The sequence below is a fragment of the Micromonospora sp. CA-249363 genome (assembly GCF_050950185.1).
In the GTDB taxonomy this organism is placed as follows: domain Bacteria; phylum Actinomycetota; class Actinomycetes; order Mycobacteriales; family Micromonosporaceae; genus Micromonospora.
Window position 1 is genome coordinate 2550663 of the sequence record NZ_CP192020.1, and the last position, 16736, is coordinate 2567398.

The 16736-nt window shown below is 72.1% G+C and carries 17 protein-coding genes; 14 read left to right on the forward strand and 3 right to left on the reverse strand.

The genetic code is table 11. The annotated features are described in order from the left end of the window. The first annotated feature begins 20 nt into the window (after positions 1–20). The 9 genes from ACQPZK_RS11735 (at position 21) to argH (ending at position 10713) form a co-directional block, all read left to right on the forward strand. Entirely contained in the window at positions 21–2258 is a 2238-nt protein-coding gene (locus tag ACQPZK_RS11735; RefSeq protein WP_433538311.1) for a hypothetical protein, read from the forward strand. 140 nt (positions 2259–2398) lie between these two features. Continuing rightward, positions 2399–3082: a hypothetical protein gene (locus ACQPZK_RS11740; RefSeq protein ID WP_433538312.1), complete on the forward strand. Its 684-nt coding sequence runs from the start codon at positions 2399–2401 to the stop codon at positions 3080–3082. A 152-nt stretch (positions 3083–3234) separates the two neighbouring features. Then, the gene (gene argC, locus ACQPZK_RS11745; protein ID WP_433538313.1) at positions 3235–4236 is read left to right on the forward strand and encodes an N-acetyl-gamma-glutamyl-phosphate reductase; all 1002 of its coding nucleotides are present in this window, start codon (positions 3235–3237) and stop codon (positions 4234–4236) included. 55 nt (positions 4237–4291) lie between these two features. Beyond that, positions 4292–5464: a bifunctional glutamate N-acetyltransferase/amino-acid acetyltransferase ArgJ gene (gene argJ / locus ACQPZK_RS11750; RefSeq protein ID WP_433538314.1), complete on the forward strand. Its 1173-nt coding sequence runs from the start codon at positions 4292–4294 to the stop codon at positions 5462–5464. A gap of 115 nt (positions 5465–5579) precedes the next feature. Beyond that, positions 5580–6485, forward strand: coding sequence for an acetylglutamate kinase (gene argB / locus ACQPZK_RS11755; protein WP_433538315.1), 906 nt, complete (start codon positions 5580–5582; stop codon positions 6483–6485). Next, positions 6482–7723, forward strand: a complete 1242-nt coding sequence (locus tag ACQPZK_RS11760; protein WP_433538316.1) for an acetylornithine transaminase — start codon at positions 6482–6484, stop codon at positions 7721–7723. The genes argB and ACQPZK_RS11760 overlap by 4 nt, the downstream gene beginning before the upstream one ends. Then, positions 7720–8655, forward strand: coding sequence for an ornithine carbamoyltransferase (gene argF, locus ACQPZK_RS11765; protein WP_433538317.1), 936 nt, complete (start codon positions 7720–7722; stop codon positions 8653–8655). The genes ACQPZK_RS11760 and argF overlap by 4 nt, the downstream gene beginning before the upstream one ends. Further along, positions 8652–9167, forward strand: a complete 516-nt coding sequence (locus tag ACQPZK_RS11770; RefSeq protein ID WP_433538318.1) for an arginine repressor — start codon at positions 8652–8654, stop codon at positions 9165–9167. Before argF ends, ACQPZK_RS11770 begins: the two co-directional genes overlap by 4 nt. Before the next feature lie 82 nt (positions 9168–9249). After that, positions 9250–10713 carry an argininosuccinate lyase gene (gene argH / locus ACQPZK_RS11775; RefSeq protein WP_433538319.1) on the forward strand — a complete coding sequence of 488 codons (1464 nt, stop codon included), beginning with the start codon at positions 9250–9252 and terminating at the stop codon, positions 10711–10713. Between the two features lie 42 nt (positions 10714–10755). On the opposite strand, the gene ACQPZK_RS11780 is transcribed toward argH, so the two are convergent. Together ACQPZK_RS11780 and ACQPZK_RS11785 are read right to left on the reverse strand one after the other, a co-directional pair. After that, entirely contained in the window at positions 10756–11109 is a 354-nt protein-coding gene (locus ACQPZK_RS11780) for an MmcQ/YjbR family DNA-binding protein (protein WP_433538320.1), read from the reverse strand. A 167-nt stretch (positions 11110–11276) separates the two neighbouring features. After that, positions 11277–11702: a DNA-binding protein gene (locus ACQPZK_RS11785; protein ID WP_433538321.1), complete on the reverse strand. Its 426-nt coding sequence runs from the start codon at positions 11700–11702 to the stop codon at positions 11277–11279. 76 nt (positions 11703–11778) lie between these two features. On the opposite strand from ACQPZK_RS11785, the gene ACQPZK_RS11790 reads away from it, so the two are divergent. The 5 genes from ACQPZK_RS11790 to ACQPZK_RS11810 all read left to right on the forward strand — a co-directional run bounded on the left by ACQPZK_RS11790 (position 11779) and on the right by ACQPZK_RS11810 (position 15769). Continuing rightward, positions 11779–12420 (forward strand): DNA-3-methyladenine glycosylase, encoded by a 642-nt coding sequence (locus ACQPZK_RS11790; RefSeq protein ID WP_433538322.1) that lies wholly within the window; start codon positions 11779–11781, stop codon positions 12418–12420. An 87-nt stretch (positions 12421–12507) separates the two neighbouring features. Beyond that, the gene (locus tag ACQPZK_RS11795) at positions 12508–13593 is read left to right on the forward strand and encodes a WD40/YVTN/BNR-like repeat-containing protein (protein WP_433538323.1); all 1086 of its coding nucleotides are present in this window, start codon (positions 12508–12510) and stop codon (positions 13591–13593) included. A gap of 2 nt (positions 13594–13595) precedes the next feature. Further along, complete coding sequence (locus ACQPZK_RS11800) at positions 13596–13871, forward strand: ubiquitin-like small modifier protein 1 (protein WP_433538324.1); 276 nt, start codon at positions 13596–13598, stop codon at positions 13869–13871. Between the two features lie 123 nt (positions 13872–13994). Next, complete coding sequence (locus tag ACQPZK_RS11805; RefSeq protein ID WP_433538325.1) at positions 13995–15137, forward strand: LLM class flavin-dependent oxidoreductase; 1143 nt, start codon at positions 13995–13997, stop codon at positions 15135–15137. Next, positions 15134–15769, forward strand: coding sequence for an FMN reductase (locus ACQPZK_RS11810; protein ID WP_433538326.1), 636 nt, complete (start codon positions 15134–15136; stop codon positions 15767–15769). Before ACQPZK_RS11805 ends, ACQPZK_RS11810 begins: the two co-directional genes overlap by 4 nt. Here ACQPZK_RS11810 and ACQPZK_RS11815 read toward each other — a convergent pair. Next, a complete protein-coding gene (locus ACQPZK_RS11815) occupies positions 15762–16619 on the reverse strand; it encodes a universal stress protein (RefSeq protein ID WP_433538327.1) in 858 nt (285 codons plus the stop codon). The two genes, ACQPZK_RS11810 and ACQPZK_RS11815, sit on opposite strands and share 8 nt — an antisense overlap. Positions 16620–16736: the final 117 nt, after the last annotated feature.

Sequence of the window (16736 nt, forward strand, 5' to 3'; positions counted from 1 at the left end):
TGGACAACCCTTGGCACGACGTGTTGGAGGACACCTCTGCCGATGGCCCACTCGGTGACGTCGAGGATCGTGCGGCTCGCGGACCCGGGGAGAGACCACCCGTAGCCGTCGAGTCGCTCGACGGCGAGGACGAGCCGGCATCCTCTGTGGAGTCGGGCGAGGAGCCACCGGAGGAGGATGATCCGGACGACCTCGTGGACCCCGGGGACGTGCTGCGCAGGCTTGCTGGCCTGCTGGGCGGTTCGACGATCGATGTCGGCGACGTTCGGGTTCAGGGACAGAACGCCACCGGCCCGGGCGCCGTGGCCATCGGAACGGTCAACTTCACCGCCGGGCGGTCCGACGGCGCCGGGCGCGTCTGGTTCCAGACTCTCGTCGAGGCTGGTGTCCGTGAGACTGCGGGCAGGTACGCCGATGCGCCGAGTGATCGGCGGCTTGACCAACATCTCGAGCGTCATCACCTGGTCTGCCTCTCGGGCCCCGTCGGAAGCGGACGATTCACGTCGGCGACCCTGGCGGTGGCCCGGAGACACGGGTTCGAGCGGGTCCGCGTACTCGGTGTCGACCAGATGGCCGATCTGCTCGGCGTGGACGCACCGTTGCCCGCCGGGCACGGTTACGTGCTCCGGCTGAATGAGGTGGTTCTTCGGGAAGTGGACGGCTTCACCCTCGTGGCGTTGGCAGCCAGAGCCGAGACTTCCGGCACCACGCTGATTCTGATCGGGGACTTCTCCCGAAGAAAGCACGACCTCGTCGGCCACATCGTCGAACACCGTCCGGCCCCGGCGGCCGAGGTGTTCAGGGCGCAGCTTCGCCAACAGCTCACCGGGCAGTGCGTGGGCTGGTGTACGGGCACGTGCGAGGGGCGTTGCGTGGAACGCTACGTGGATGAGGACTGCGTAGGGCATCCACTGCTGTCGAGCTACCTGGCCAGCGAACCTCGACCCGGCGACGTCGTCGACATCGTCGTGACGATCGCTCGGACGGTCCCGAAGGGCGGAGCGCTGGCCGAGCGGCTGGAGCAGTTTCTGCCGCTTCAACTACGGGAGCGCGCGGCCGAGATCCTCGATGTGCGGCGCGGCGGCGAGGAAGTCGACGTGTTCCCGCCCGATGAGGTGCGGGCCTTCCGCCTGTCGTGCGCCGTCCTTGCCGGGCAGCCGGTGACTGAGATACACCAGGCAGCTCAACGTCTGGCCCGGTTCGACCTCCCGGAACCCGGATCGACCAGTGCCCCTTTTCGCGGTTCGATGCTCGACGCGCTGTTGGGGTCGACACTGGGCAAAGCCGTCACACGGCTGAACGACGCGCGCGTGCCAGGTGGGTGTCGGATCGACTTCTCGGCCGGTGCCAAGCCACTCCGGTCTGCGTTGCTGGACGTGGCATGGACAGAGTGGTGGTCGCCCAGGCTGTTGCTGGACTGGTTGGCGGACCTTGTCCGAGGAGACCTTCCGACGGTCCGACAGGCCGCGGCCGGCGCCATCGGTTGGTCTGCGACACGCGATGTGCAGTCAGCCCTCGACACCGTGGGGGAACTGGCCCGGGAACGACGGGCAGGGGTTCGGCAGGCCGCAGCGATCGTACTGGTCGCCATGGCGATGCAGCCCGGGTTGCGCACTCGGATCCGGACCGAACTTGATCAGTGGGTGGCCGGTCCGGCCGCTCACCTACGGGACACCGTGGCGCGTGCGTACAGCCTCGGGATGGCCCGGCTCTGGCCGGAGTCGGCGCTGGTCCACTTGCGTCAGGTTGCGCAGGCCCGCATGCAGCGGCGGAACAATTCCGTCGTCCGCGGGGTGGTCGAGGTTTACCGCAACGGTCACGCGGCGAGCGTCGTGCCGGCACTCGTGGACTGGACCGCATCCGTCGACCCCGAGGTGCAGCTCCACGCGGCGCGGACCCTGCGGGTGCTCGCGGACCGCTGGGCCGAACCGCCCAGGGAGCACTGGCCGGAGCTGCTGAACCTGGTGGAGCAGCGAACGATCGAACTGGCCGACCTCGCCGTGCTCTGGGCGACCGCCCTCAGCCTGCCAAGGACGGCGTACCGATCGTGGCGAACCCTCGGTTTCTGGTTGGACCGGGCGGATCAGCAGGCAGCCGTCGCCAGCCACTGCCTTCAACTCGTGCGGCACATGATCGCTGGACAGCCGGCGCTGCGTCATCGCCTGGACCACCAGCTCCACCACGTGTGGCGTCCCGTGATGCCCCACAACGACCTGCTCGACGACGTACAACGACTGATCGATGAGGAGACGCGATGACGACGGGTCCCGCCGGTGCTCCCGGCACGAGAGCAGTTATCCCTGGGCAGGCGGAACGTCGTCGTTGGTGGCATGCGTTCTTCCCGCCGACCGAGCCCCCGCTTCCCCCGGCCCCGCCGGCGCCGATCGTCCCCGCCACCGTGACGTTCCGTCAGGACGTCCCCGCGCCGATCCTGGTACCCGCGAAGGGGGACGCGTTCGACTTCCGCCTGCACGCCGTCTACAACTGGACGGCGCAGAACATGACGTACGAGGAGCTGCGGTTTCGCGCCGAGCGTTATCTGGGGTGGGCTGGCGGGATCGTCCGGGAGCGGGCGGTCGACCTGGCCCGTGAACACGAACCCCACCGTTCGCACGACCTCGAACGTGCGCTGAACAATCTGTTCGGTGGCCAGCGCTGGCCACGGGAGGGTTCGCCGCACTTCAGCGTGCTCATCCGTGTCAGTCCGGACGAGCGGGTCCGGGAGCGGCTGCGGCCGTACTGGGAGGACCGCATCCGGCTTGAGTGTGACCACGAGTTGCAGAAGATCAAGGCGACCCAGGCGGATGAGCTGACGCGTCGCTGGTGCGCGGTGCTGCAGAATCTCGAGGACGATCCGGTCACCTCGCATGCCGCGCGGTTGACCGGTGAGCAGTTCGCCGAGGTGTTCCGTCGGTACGTCCAGGAGCGCCGGGAGACCGTGCCCGGTCTCGTGGACCTGCTGCGCGAGGCGGTTCGGGGCCACGGGGATCTCGGCATGGGGCCGAGCGAGTACACGGAGGCGTGGGACGCCGCCCTACGGACGTACGAGCGACAGCACGGATTGTCCGAGCACGTGAACTGACAGCGAGGGCGTCCTCTGCTGGAATACCCGGCGGGAGGACGCCACCCTGCACCGGCCAGCACCGGCGCTCATCACCATGCAGTAGGCTGTATTAACTTGCAGGAAACAATCGCTCTTGTTAGTCTCCTCTGCATAGTCATGCGGAGGTGGGTATGGGGATTCGAGTCGCGGTCGCCGGAGCGAGCGGGTACGCGGGCGGCGAGCTGCTGCGTCTGATCGCCGGGCACCCGGAGTTCGACCTGGTCGCCGCCACCGCGCACCGCCAGGCCGGGCACCGTGTCGACGTGGTGCATCCGCAGCTCACCGGGCTCGACCTGGTGCTCGGCGAGACCGACCCGTCGATCCTCGGCGACGCCGACCTGGTCTTCCTGGCTCTGCCGCACGGCGAGTCGGCGGCCCTCGCGGCCCAGCTTCCGCCCGAGGTGCGCGTCGTCGACCTGGGCGCGGACCACCGGCTCGCCGACCCGTACGCCTGGGCGCAGTACTACGGCGGCACGCACGCCGGCCAGTGGACGTACGGCCTGCCGGAGCTGCCCGGCCAGCGGGAACTGATCGCCGGCTCCACGCGGGTCGCCAACACGGGCTGCTACGCCGCCGCGATCACCCTCGCGCTCGCGCCGCTGATCGCCGGCGGCGCGGCCAGCCCCGCCGACGTGGTGGTGGTGGCCGCCTCGGGCACGTCCGGCGCGGGCCGAGCGGCGAAGCCGCACCTGCTGGCCAGCGAGGTGATGGGTGACCTGTCCCCGTACCGGGTCGGCACCCACCAGCACGTGCCGGAGATCAAGCAGGCCTCCGGGGCGACCGGCCTGTCGTTCACCCCCGTCCTCGCGCCGATGCCACGCGGCATCCTCGCCACGGTCACGGCCGTGCCGGCCCGGGGCGTCGACCCGCAGCAGGTGCTGGCGCAGGCGTACGCCGACGCGCCGTTCGTGCACGTGCTGCCGGAGGGACGCTGGCCGCACACGGCCACCACGCTGGGCTCGAACTCGTGTCACCTGCAGGCGACCGTCGACGTCGACTCCGGTCGGCTGATCGTGCTCAGCGCGCTGGACAACCTGGGCAAGGGCGCCGCGGGCCAGGCCGTGCAGAACGCCAACCTGATGCTCGGCCTGCCGGAGGCGACGGGCCTGTCGATCTGGGGAGTCAGCCCGTGAGCGCGAGGAGTGCAGCGCAGCGGGGCCCCGCAGTCGCGAACGAAAGGGAAGTCGCGTGAGTGTCACCACCCCTCGGGGGTTCCGGGCGGCCGGAGTGACCGCCGGTCTGAAGAGCAGCGGTGGCGCGGACGTCGCGCTGGTGGTCAACGACGGCCCGGACGCGGGCGTCGCCGGTGTCTTCACCACCAACCGGGTCAAGGCCGCGCCCGTGCTCTGGAGCCAGCAGGTCGTGCAGGGCGGTGTGGTCCGCGCGGTGGTGCTCAACTCCGGCGGTGCGAACGCCTGCACCGGCCCGGCCGGCTTCCAGGACACGCACGCCACGGCCGAGCACACCGCCTCGGCGTTGAGCGCGGTCAGCCCGCGGCTGCTCCTCGGGGCCGGCGAGGTGGCGGTCTGCTCCACCGGGCTGATCGGTGAGCGGTTGCCGATGGACAAGTTGCTGCCGGGCGTCCGTACCGCGATCCGGGAGCTGTCGCGCGACGGCGGCCTGGCCGCTGCCGAGGCCATCATGACGACGGACACCCGGGCGAAGACGACGGTGGCGCGGGGCAGCGGCTGGACCGTGGGCGGGATGGCCAAGGGTTCCGGGATGCTCGCGCCGGGCATGGCCACCATGCTCTGCGTGCTCACCACCGACGCGGTGGCCGGGCCGGCGGCGCTCGACGAGGCGCTGCGCGCGGCCACCCGGGTGACGTTCGACCGGGTCGACTCCGACGGCTGCATGTCCACAAACGACACCGTGCTGCTGTTGTCCAGCGGCGCGAGTGGCATCGAGCCCACCCCGGCCGAGCTGGTCGCCGCCGTCACGACGGCCTGTCACGACCTGGCGCAGCAACTCGTCGCTGACGCGGAGGGCGCCACCAAGGAGGTCGCCATCGACGTCGTCGGTGCCGCGACCGAGGACGACGCGGTCGAGGTGGGCCGCTCGGTGGCTCGCAGCAACCTGGTCAAGACCGCGCTGTTCGGCAACGACCCGAACTGGGGTCGGATCCTCGCCTCGGTCGGCACCACCACGGCCGCCTTCGAGCCGGACGAGGTGGACGTGGCCGTCAACGGGGTGTGGCTGTGCCGCAACGGCGCCGCGGCCGAGGACCGGTCGAAGGCCGACCTCAGCGCACGGGACGTGACGATCCGGATCGACCTGCACGCGGGCGACGCGACGGCCACGATCTGGACCAACGACCTCTCCCACGCGTACGTGCACGAGAATTCGGCGTATTCAACGTGAGCGCGAGGAACGCAGCGCAGCGGAGTCCCGCAGTTCGCGAACGGAAGGCGGGCCCGGTGAGCGCGAGGAACGCAGCGAAGCGGAGTCCCGCAGTCGCGAACGGAAGGCCGGCACTGTGAGTCTCAGTGGTGACCTCACCCGGGCCCAGGCGAAGGCGGAGACGCTGATCGAGGCGCTGCCCTGGTTGGCGCGTTTCTCCGGCTCCACCGTGGTGGTCAAGTACGGCGGCAACGCCATGACCGAGCCGGCGTTGCAGCGGGCGTTCGCGGCCGACATGGTGTTCCTGCGCTACGCCGGTCTGAAGCCGGTCGTGGTGCACGGCGGCGGTCCGCAGATCTCGGCCATGCTGGGCCGGCTCGGCATCGAGAGCGAGTTCCGGGGCGGCCTGCGGGTGACGACCGCCGAGGCGATGGACGTGGTCCGGATGGTGCTCGTCGGGCAGGTCGGGCGGGAGCTGGTCGGGCTGATCAACTCGCACGGCCCGTACGCCGTCGGCCTGTCCGGCGAGGACGCGCGGCTGTTCACCGCGGTGCGCCGGCCGGCGTACGTGGACGGGCAGCCGGTCGACGTCGGCCAGGTCGGCGATGTCGAGTCGGTGGACACCTCCGCGGTGACCGACCTGATCGACGCCGGTCGGATCCCGGTGATCTCGACGGTCGCGCCGGACGCCGACGGTGTCCTGCACAACCTCAACGCGGACACCGCCGCCGCCGCGCTCGCCGTCGCCCTGCAGGCCCGCAAGCTGGTCGTCCTCACCGACGTCGCCGGCCTGTACGCCGACTGGCCGGACACCAGCAGCCTGGTCTCCGAGATCACCGCGGACGACCTGGCCAAGCTGCTGCCCCGCCTGGAGTCGGGGATGGTGCCGAAGATGGAGGCCTGCCTGCGGGCCGTGCGCGGGGGCGTGCCCGCCGCGCACGTGGTCGACGGGCGGGTGGCGCACTCCACGTTGCTCGAGGTGTTCACGTCGGAAGGGTTCGGAACGATGGTGGTGCCGCAGGACGGGACGGTCGGGGCATGAGCAGCCTGGTGCAACGGTGGACACAGTCCATGATGGACAACTACGGGACGCCGCCGCTGGCGCTGGTCTCCGGCGCGGGCGCGGTAGTGGTCGACGAGGCGGGCCGCGAGTACGTGGACCTGGTGGGCGGGATCGCGGTGAACGCCCTCGGTCACGCCCACCCGGCGGTGGTGGCCGCGGTGTCGAAGCAGGTGGCCACGCTCGGGCACGTCTCCAATCTCTTCGTCGCCGAGCCGCCGGTGGCTCTCGCGGAGCTGCTGCTGGCGCTCGCCGGCCGACCCGGCCGGGTCTTCTTCGCCAACTCCGGCGCGGAGGCGAACGAGGCCGCCTTCAAGCTGTCCCGGCGCACCGGGCGCAGCCACGTGGTCGCCACCAACGGCGGCTTCCACGGCCGCACCATGGGCGCCCTCGCCCTGACCGGTCAGCCCGCCAAGACGGACCCGTTCCGTCCCCTGCCCGGGGACGTGACCCACGTCGACTTCGGCGACGTCGCCGCGCTGGAGGCGGCCGTCACCGACGCCACCGCCATGGTGATCCTGGAGCCCATTCAGGGGGAGAACGGCGTCGTCGTGCCGCCGGCCGGCTACCTCACGGCGGCTCGGCGGATCACCGCCCGGCACGGGGCGCTGCTGGTGCTCGACGAGGTGCAGACCGGGATCGGGCGTACCGGGCACTGGTTCGCCCACCAGGCCGAGGGCGTGGAGCCCGACGTGGTGACCCTCGCCAAGGGCCTGGGTGGCGGCCTGCCGCTGGGCGCGACGCTCGCCTTCGGCCGGGCCGCCGACCTGCTCACACCCGGCTCGCACGGTACGACCTTCGGCGGCAACCCGGTGAGCTGCGCCGCCGCGCTCGCCGTGGTGGCGACGATCGCCAACGAAGGGCTGCTCGACCACGTCAAGCGCGTCGGCGAACGGCTACGTCGGGGTATCGAGGCGCTCGACCACCCGCTCGTCGCGGGCGTACGCGGGGCCGGTCTGCTGCTCGGCGTGGTGCTCACCGCGCCGGTGGCGACGGTCCTGGCCGAGGCGCTGCGGGAGGTCGGCTTCCTGACCAACCCGGTGCAGCCGGGCACGGTCCGGCTCGCCCCGCCGTTGATCCTCACCACCGAGCAGGTCGACGCGTTCCTCGCCGCGCTCCCGGCGGCCCTCGACGCGACGGCCCCCGCGGCGGCCGGCACGAGCGCTCCCGCGACCACCGAACCCTCCACCCAGCCCACCACGACGGGGACGACCGCATGACCCGGCACTTCCTGCGCGACGACGACCTCTCACCCGCCGAACAGTCCAGCGTGCTCGACCTGGCGGCCCGGATGAAGGCCGACCGGTTCGGCCATCAGCCGTTGGCCGGCCCCCGCTCGGTGGCGGTGCTCTTCGACAAGCAGAGCCTGCGGACCCGGATCTCGTTCGACGCCGGCATCGCCGAGTTGGGCGGGCATCCGCTGGTGGTGGACACCCAGGTCACCCACTTCGGCCGGGGCGAGTCGCTCGCCGACGCCGGCCGGGTGCTGTCCCGCTACGTCGCGGCCATCGTCCTGCGTACCCACGGCGACGACCGGATCGCCGAGGTCGCCGGCGGCGCGACCGTGCCGGTGGTCAACGCCCTCACCGACGGGTTCCACCCCTGCCAACTGCTGGCCGACCTGCTGACCATCCGGGAGCGGTGTGGCGGCACGTCCGGCCGGACCCTGACCTACGTGGGCGACGGCGCGAACAACATGGCGCAGTCGTACCTGCTGGCCGGGGCGACGGCCGGGATGCACGTGCGGATCGCCGGCCCGGCGGGGTTCGCGCCGGACGAGGCCGTGGTGCGGCAGGCCACCGAGATCGCGGCCACCACCGGGGGATCGGTACGGGTGTTGACCGACCCGGCGCAGGCGGTCCGTGACGCCGACGTGCTGGCCACCGACACCTGGACCTCGATGGGTCAGGAGACCGACGGGCTGGACCGGGTCACCCCGTTCCTGCCGTACCAGGTCAACAAGGAGCTGCTCGACCACGCGGCGCCGGACGCGATCGTGCTGCACTGCCTGCCGGCGCACCGGGGCGAGGAGATCACCGACGAGGTGCTCGACGGCCCGCAGAGCGCGGTGTTCGACCAGGCGGAGAACCGGCTGCACGCCCAGAAGGCGCTGCTGACGTTCCTGCTGACCGCGTCCGGGGAGCGACGATGACCGCTCCGCTGACCCGTGCCGCCCGGCACGCCCGGATCGTCGAGCTGATCCGGGACCGGCCGGTACGCTCGCAGACCGAACTGGCCGACCTGCTCGCCGCAGACGGCGTCGGGGTCACCCAGGCGACCCTCTCGCGCGACCTGGAGGAGCTGGGCGCGGTCAAGGTGCGCGGCGGCGACGGTCCGGCCGTCTACCTGATCCCCGAGGACGGGAAACGGCCGCTGCGCGACGCCGAGGCCGCCCCGGCCCGGCTGGTGCGGCTGCTGCGCGAACTGCTCAACGGAGTGGACGCCAGCGGCAACATCGCGGTGCTGCGGACTCCGCCGGGCGCGGCCCAGTACCTGGCCAGCGCGTTGGACCGGGCGGGTCTGCCCGAGGTCGTCGGCACCATCGCCGGCGACGACACCATTCTCGTCGTGGCCCGGGAGGCCGTCGGTGGGGCCGCTCTCGGCGACAAGCTCGCCGGTTGGGCCCGCCGGGAAGACAGCGTCGAAGGGAACAGCGCACCGTGACCGCGCACATGGGGAGCACGCCGAGCCGGATGGCTGCGGCCCGCGACGCCCGGATGGGTGGCTGACGAGCATGGGGACCACAATGAGCGGCGTGGACGACAAGAGCCTCACCGAGAACAGCGCCGGCACCAACCGGACGAGCCTCTGGGGTGGCCGGTTCGCCGGTGGCCCCGCCGAGGCGCTCGCCCGACTGTCGGTCAGCGTGCAGTTCGACTGGCGTCTGGCCCCGTACGACATCGCGGGTTCCCGGGCGCACGCCCGGGTCCTGGCCGGCGCCGGCCTGCTCGACCCGGAGGAGCTGGGCCGCATCCTGGCGGCCCTGGACGACCTCGAGGCGGCCTGCGCGTCGGGGGCGTTCCGGCCCACCGTCGACGACGAGGACGTGCACACCGCGCTGGAGCGGGGTCTGCTGGAGCGTCTGGGGAGCCTCGGCGGCAAGCTGCGCGCCGGCCGGTCCCGCAACGACCAGGTCGCCACCGACCTGCGGCTCTACCTGCGGGACCACGCGCGGGGCGTGGCCAGCCGCGTCGTCGAGCTGGCCGAGGCGCTCGTCGAGCAGGCCGAGCGGCACGTCGACACCGCCGCGCCCGGCATGACCCACCTTCAGCACGCCCAGCCGGTCACCTTCGGGCACTGGTTGCTGGCGCACGTGCAGCCGCTGCTGCGCGACCTGGAACGGCTGCGCGACTGGGACCACCGCGCGGCGATCAGCCCGCTCGGCGCCGGCGCGCTCGCCGGCTCCGGGCTTCCGCTGGACCCGGTGGCGGTCGCCAAGGAGCTGGGTTTCCGGACGTCGTTCGCCAACTCGATGGACGCGGTCGCCGACCGGGACTTCGTGGCCGAGTTCCTCTTCACCACCGCGCTGATCGGGGTGCACCTGTCCCGCCTCGGCGAGGAGGTGGTGCTGTGGACGTCGCACGAGTTCGGCTGGGTGGAGCTGGACGACGCGTTCGCCACCGGCTCGTCGATCATGCCGCAGAAGAAGAACGCGGACATCGCCGAGCTGGCCCGGGGCAAGTCCGGTCGGCTGGTCGGTGGCCTGATGACGGTGCTGACCATGCTCAAGGGTCTGCCCATGACCTACGACCGGGACATGCAGGAGGACAAGGAGCCCGCGTTCGACGCCGTCGACACGCTGGAACTGCTGCTCCCGGCCCTGGCCGGGATGATCTCCACGATGACCGTCCGGGTGGACCGGCTCGTCGCCGCCGCCCCGGTGGGCTTCTCCCTCGCCACCGAGGTCGCCGACTGGCTGGTCCGGCGCAACGTGCCGTTCCGCGACGCACACGAGATCACCGGCCGACTGGTGGCGCTCTGCGCGGCCCGCGAGTGCGAGCTGGAGGACGTCTCCGACGCCGACCTGGCCGCCGTCAGCGAGCATCTCGATCCGTCCGTGCGCGACGTGCTCTCGGTGCGCTCGGCCCTGGCCGCCCGCATCACTCCCGGTTCGACCGGCCCCGGGCCGGTCGCCGACCAGCTCGCCGCCGCGGCGGACCGGCTGGCCGGCTGGCGGGAGTGGGCCACCGAGCGGGTCGTACCCCGCTGAGCTCACCGTGGCGTCGGCGCGTGCCGCCGGCGCCGCGGTGGTTCAGGCCGTCGGGCGCTCCCGCTTCGGGAGCTTGGCCACCACCATGTCGTACGACGAGTCGACCGCCTCGGTCAGCTCGTCGCTGTCGATCCCACCGTCGAGGCGCAGCGTATTCCAGCCGGACCGGCCGATGTACGGCATCGGACGCGCGTCGTCGGGGTGCCGGTGCAGCCACTCGTCGGCGATCTCGCGGTTCGCGCCGCACTTGACGCCGACCGTGGGCTCCCGGTCGCCGTTGCCGAGGAACGCGAAGATCCGGCTGCCCACCTTCACCACCTCGTCGTCCTCCCACGGCCGGTCCAACCACGCCCCCGGCTTGCCCAGGCAGTACGACAACATCTCAGAACGTTCCATCAACGCCTCCTAGTCCTAGCCAACCCCCCGCGTCCCCGCGCGTCCCCGCGTCCCCGCCCCACGCTTGCGCCGATCTTGCAGTTTCTGTTGTCGATGTGTCCGGCAAGGTCCGTTGTGTCGCCACAGCAAGTGCAAGATCGGCGGCGCGTGGGTGGGGTTGGGTGGGGTCAGGGCTGGGTTTCGGTGGAGCGGGCGGCCAGCCGTTCGTAGCGTTGGCGGGCTGCCTGGGCGCTGCCGAGGCCCAGCCCGTACGCGATGGACTGCCAGGTCAGGCCCCGGTCGCGGGCGAGGGTGAGCAGCCCGGCCTCCAGGGCGTCCAGCTCGGCGCGTACGTGTGGCAGCAGGGTCAGCGCGGCGGTGAGGTCGGCCGCGTCGACCGGCTCTTCACCGCTCTCGCGCACGGCGCCACCGGCGGCGAGGGCGGTGACCAGGGCGACCGCCTCCCACGGATCCAGCACGTACGGGTGGGCCCAGCGCCCCCGCTGCGCGTCGGAGCCGGCGTGCCGCTCGCTGATCCGCTGCAACGCCTCGAATGTGCGATGGGCGCGGGCCCGACCCGGGTCGGGCGCTGTGAAGAGATCCGGGGTCGTCATGTCCCGAGCACACCCCATAAACGCCCCGTTGTCAACAGAATGTTCAAACGTCGGCGGGTTGGGTACCGTTCGGCCCATGGATCTCGTGCCGGACGACCGGACCGCCGATGCCGGCCTGGCGGGGCTGGCGGACCTGCTCGCCGGCCCGCTCCTGCCGGCGGCCCGTGGCCTGCTGGGCTGCCGCCTGACCGCCGGGGGCGTCACCGTCCGGATCACGGAGGTCGAGGCGTACGCGGGCACGGCCGGGGACCCCGCCTCGCACGCCCACCGGGGCCGTACGCCCCGCAACGCGGTGATGTTCGGTCCCGCCGGGCACGCCTACGTCTACTTCACCTACGGCATGCACTGGTGCATGAACGTGGTCACCGGTGACGAGGGGGAGGCCGCCGCCGTGCTGCTGCGTGCCGGCGCGGTGGTCGACGGCCTGACCACGGCTCGGGAACGCCGGCCCGCCGTGCGGCGCGACGTGGACCTCGCCCGTGGGCCGGCCCGGCTCTGCGCCACGCTCGGCATCGACCGGTCGGCGTACGGCGCGTACCTGCTCGGCGACGGCGCGGTCCGGTTGCGACCGCCGGTCGAGCCGGTGCCGCAGGAGACGGTGGTGGCGGGGCCCCGGGTCGGCGTGACGGGCGCGCACGACCTGCCCTGGCGGTTCTGGCTCGACGGCGATCCGACGGTCAGCGCGTACCGGCGGCACGTACCCCGCGTCCGTCGGTGAGAGCCGCCTGCGGCGTGTGACCGGTGAGGCTGTCGGGGGTTGTGGCCATAATCACCCCACCTGCCCACCGACGGTTTGGAGGACGTCATGGCAACGCTGCTCGCGATCGGCACCGCCAAGGGATTGTTTCTCGCCACCAGCGCCGACGACCGGCGCACTTGGGAGATCACCGGTCCGCACTTCCCGATGACCGGTGTCTATTCGGTGGCGGTGGACACCCGCCGTCCGACCCCGCGCCTGCTCGCCGGCATGACCAGCTCGCACTTCGGCCCCAGTGTCGCCACCAGCGACGACCTCGGCGTTACCTGGGACGAGCCCGACCAGGCGCCGGTCGCGTTCCCGGCCGATACCGGCGTCTCCCTCGGGCGGGTCTGGCAGCTGATGCCGGCCGGCCCCGACGAGCCGGACGTCATCTGGGCCGGCACCGAGCCCTCGGCGTTGTTCAAGTCCACCGACGGCGGCCGCAGTTTCGAGCTGGTCCGTTCCCTCTGGGACCACCCGCACCGCCCCCAGTGGGAGGCCGGGTTCGGCGGTCAGGCCGTGCACACCGTGCTGCCCCATCCACGTGACCCGGCTCGACTGCTGGTCGCCATGTCCACCGGCGGGGTCTACCGCTCGGAGGACGCCGGGGCGAGTTGGGCGCCGGGAAACACCGGCATCCGCGCCTACTTCATGCCCGACGAGTGGCCGGAGTTCGGCCAGTGCGTGCACAAGGTCGCCCGGGACGCCGACAACCCCGAGCGGCTGTACGCGCAGAACCACCACGGCGTCTACCGTTCCGATGACGACGGCCGCACCTGGTCCTCGATCGCCGACGGGCTGCCCAGCGACTTCGGCTTCCCGGTGGTGGCTCACCCCGGGCGTGGCGGCACGGTGTGGACCTTCCCGCTGGTGGCGGACAGCGAACGGTTTCCGGCCGATCACCGCTGCCGGGTGTTCCGTTCCGTCGACGCCGGCGGCAAGTGGGAGGCGCAGTCGGTGGGGCTGCCCGAGGGGCCGTTCTATCCGGCGGTGCTGCGCGACGCCATGTGCGCCGATGGCGCGACCCCGGGTGGGGTCTACTTCGGCACCCGCTCCGGCTCGGTCTTCGCCAGCCGCGACGAGGGCGACTCCTGGTCGTCGGTCGCCGCACACCTGCCCGACGTGCTCTGCGTCCGCGCCGCGGAGGTCTGAGCGTGGTCACCGTGCTGCTGCCCGGCCCGCTGCGCGGCGAGGCCGGGGGTGCGAGTCGGCTGAACGTGACCGCCGCCGGGACGCTGCGGGCGGTCCTCGACGAGGTGGCCGTCGCGCATCCCCGCCTGGCCCGGCGGATCCGCGACGAGCGCGGCGAGCTGCGCCGCTACGTCAACGTGTACGTCGACGGGGAGGACTGCCGGCACTCCGGAGGGTTGGCCACCCCGGTCGGCGACGGCGCCCAGGTGCAGGTCCTGCCATCCGTCGCCGGGGGGTGATTCCCGCGAGTGACCGGCGTCACCGCAGCGCATGCCCCCGACGGAATAGTTGACTCGTCAAATAAGTTGTGAGCTGCGTCCGGGTACCACGACGGCATCCGGTTGACACGCGAGGAGCTGGTCATGCAGTTCGGAGTCTTCACCGTCGGTGACGTCACGGTCGATCCGACCACCGGTCGGGAGCCGACCGAGCATGAGCGGATCAAGGCGATGGTCGCCATCGCACTCAAGGCCGAAGAGGTCGGGCTCGACGTCTTCGCCGCCGGTGAGCACCACAACCCGCCGTTCGTCCCGTCGTCCCCGACCACCATGCTCGGTCACATCGCCGCCCGCACCGAGCGGCTGGTGCTGTCCACCGCGACCACGCTGATCACCACCAACGACCCGGTGAAGATCGCCGAGGACTACGCGATGCTCCAGCACCTGTCCGACGGCCGCGTGGACCTGATGATGGGCCGCGGCAACACCGGCCCGGTGTACCCGTGGTTCGGCAAGGACATCCGCGCCGGCATCCCCCTGGCCATCGAGAACTACGACCTGCTGCACCGGCTGTGGCGCGAGGACGTGGTCGACTGGACGGGCAAGTACCGCACGCCGTTGCAGTCCTTCACCTCGACGCCACGCCCGCTCGACGGGGTGCCGCCGTTCGTCTGGCACGGCTCGATCCGCAGCCCCGAGATCGCCGAGCAGGCCGCCTACTACGGCGACGGTTTCTTCGCCAACCACATCTTCTGGCCCAAGGAGCACACCCAGCGGATGGTCGGCCTCTACCGCGAGCGGTACGCCCACTACGGCCACGGCTCCGCCGACCAGGCCATCGTCGGCCTCGGCGGCCAGGTGTTCATGCGCCGCAACTCGCAGGACGCCGTCCGGGAGTTCCGGCCGTACTTCGACAACGCCCCGGTCTACGGGCACGGGCCGTCGCTGGAGGAGTTCACCCGGGAGACCCCGCTGACCGTGGGCAGCCCGCAGCAGGTCATCGACCGCACCCTCGGCTTCCGCGAGTACGTCGGCGACTACCAGCGGCAGCTCTTCCTGATCGACCACGCGGGCCTGCCGCTCAAGACCGTGCTGGAGCAGCTCGACCTGCTCGGCGAGGAGGTCGTGCCGGTGCTGCGCAAGGAGTTCGCGGCGCTGCGTCCGGTGCACGTCCCGGAGGCGCCCACGCACGCCTCCCTGGTTGCCGCGGCCGGTGGCGCGAAGGACAGCACCGTGCACGCCGTCGACGACGTCACGGGCAAGGCGCCGGAGGGGGCGACCCGATGACCCGCCGTACGCTGGCCGTGGTGTCGGCGGGGCTGAGCCAGCCCTCGTCCACCCGGCTGCTCGCCGACCAGCTCGCCGGGGCGACCCGCGACGAGCTGGTCCGGCGGGGCCACGACGCGGAGTTGCGCCCGATCGACCTGCGCGAGTACGCCCACGACGTGGTCAACAACATGCTCACCGGGTTCCCGCCGGCCGGGCTGCGCGCGGCCATCGACACGGTGACCGGGGCGGACGGCATCATCGCCGTCACGCCGATCTTCAGTGCCTCGTACAACGGGCTGTTCAAGTCTTTCTTCGACGTCCTCGACGCGGGCTCGCTGGTCGACCGGCCGGTGCTCATCGCCGCCACCGGTGGCACCGCCCGGCACTCCCTGGCGCTGGAGCACGCGGTCCGCCCGATGTTCAGCTACCTGCGGGCGGTGGTCGTCCCCACGGCGGTCTTCGCCGCGCCGGAGGACTGGTCCGACGGCACCGCGGACGGCGCCCTGCGAGGCCGGATCCGGCGTGCGGCGGGGGAGCTGGCCGACCAGATCGAACGCCGGCCGCCCACCAGCGGGCCGTCCGACCCGTTCGCCCTCACCACCGACTTCCTGTCGATGCTCGGCCGAGGTGGCGACGCTCCGGTCAGCTGACCGGGTGGGCCACCAGCACCGGGCAGTGCGCGTGATGGACGGCGGCCTGACTGACCGAGCCGAGCAGCAGCCCGGCGAATCCGGCCCGACCCCGGGTGCCGACGACCAGCAGCGACGCCGCGCCGCTGGCCTCGACGAGCGCCTGGGCCGGGCTGGACGCCCGGACCGGGTGCTCCCGTACCACCAGGTCGGGATGCTCGGCCCGGACGACGGCGGACGCGTCGGCGAGCAACCGCACCGCCTCGGCCTGCTCGGCGGCCTGCGTCTCCTCGATCTCGTCCGGCACCGGCCGGTCGGCGCCCGACGTGCCGACGTGCGTCAACACCAACGGGACCTCGCGTAGCGTCGCCTCGACGGCCCCGTGCCCGACGGCGAGTTGGGACGGCTCGGACCCGTCGACGCCCACGACGACCGGCCCGTCCACGTCGATCGGCTGCCCCTCGGGACGCACCACCAGCACCGGGCAGTGTGCGTGCGCGGCGACCTGCGCGCCCACCGAGCCGAGCAGCAGGCCGGTGAAGCCGCCCAACCCGCGGCTGCCCACCACGACGAGCTCCGCCCGGCGGGACTCCTCGACGATCGTCGCGCCGGGCCCGCCGGCGACCTGGCGTACCTCGACGGCGAGGCCGGGAAACCGCTCGGTGAGGTCGGCCGCCACGTCCTCCACCATCTTCTGCGCCTCCTCGGACGGCGGCGGCATCCTCAGGTCGTACGGATTCAGCGGCGCGTGCAGGTAGCCGTGCACCACCAGCAGCGACCGGGACCGCAGCTGGGCGGCGCGCGCCGCGTGCTCCGCGGCGACGAGACTCGACGGCGAACCGTCCACACCCACCACGACAGGTCGGTTCATCAACTCCCCCTGACTTGGCCCAGCCCCCGCGCCACTCCCACGCCGATCTTGCAGATTCTGTCGGCGGAATGTCGGTTTGACCACTTATGCAACGACAGAAAGTGCAAGATCGGCGCG

Bases quoted from the DNA above. Each gene is read 5' to 3' on its own strand.
- ACQPZK_RS11790 (WP_433538322.1), top strand. From the start codon at position 11,779: ATGGATCTCGTGCCGGACGACCGGACCGCCGATGCCGGCCTGGCGGGG.
- ACQPZK_RS11770 (WP_433538318.1), top strand. From the start codon at position 8,652: ATGACCGCTCCGCTGACCCGTGCCGCCCGGCACGCCCGGATCGTCGAG.
- ACQPZK_RS11785 (WP_433538321.1), bottom strand. From the start codon at position 11,702: ATGACGACCCCGGATCTCTTCACAGCGCCCGACCCGGGTCGGGCCCGC.
- argF (WP_433538317.1), top strand. From the start codon at position 7,720: ATGACCCGGCACTTCCTGCGCGACGACGACCTCTCACCCGCCGAACAG.
- argC (WP_433538313.1), top strand. From the start codon at position 3,235: ATGGGGATTCGAGTCGCGGTCGCCGGAGCGAGCGGGTACGCGGGCGGC.
- ACQPZK_RS11805 (WP_433538325.1), top strand. From the start codon at position 13,995: ATGCAGTTCGGAGTCTTCACCGTCGGTGACGTCACGGTCGATCCGACC.
- ACQPZK_RS11810 (WP_433538326.1), top strand. From the start codon at position 15,134: ATGACCCGCCGTACGCTGGCCGTGGTGTCGGCGGGGCTGAGCCAGCCC.
- ACQPZK_RS11760 (WP_433538316.1), top strand. From the start codon at position 6,482: ATGAGCAGCCTGGTGCAACGGTGGACACAGTCCATGATGGACAACTAC.
- argH (WP_433538319.1), top strand. From the start codon at position 9,250: ATGAGCGGCGTGGACGACAAGAGCCTCACCGAGAACAGCGCCGGCACC.
- ACQPZK_RS11815 (WP_433538327.1), bottom strand. From the start codon at position 16,619: ATGAACCGACCTGTCGTGGTGGGTGTGGACGGTTCGCCGTCGAGTCTC.
- ACQPZK_RS11795 (WP_433538323.1), top strand. From the start codon at position 12,508: ATGGCAACGCTGCTCGCGATCGGCACCGCCAAGGGATTGTTTCTCGCC.
- ACQPZK_RS11780 (WP_433538320.1), bottom strand. From the start codon at position 11,109: ATGGAACGTTCTGAGATGTTGTCGTACTGCCTGGGCAAGCCGGGGGCG.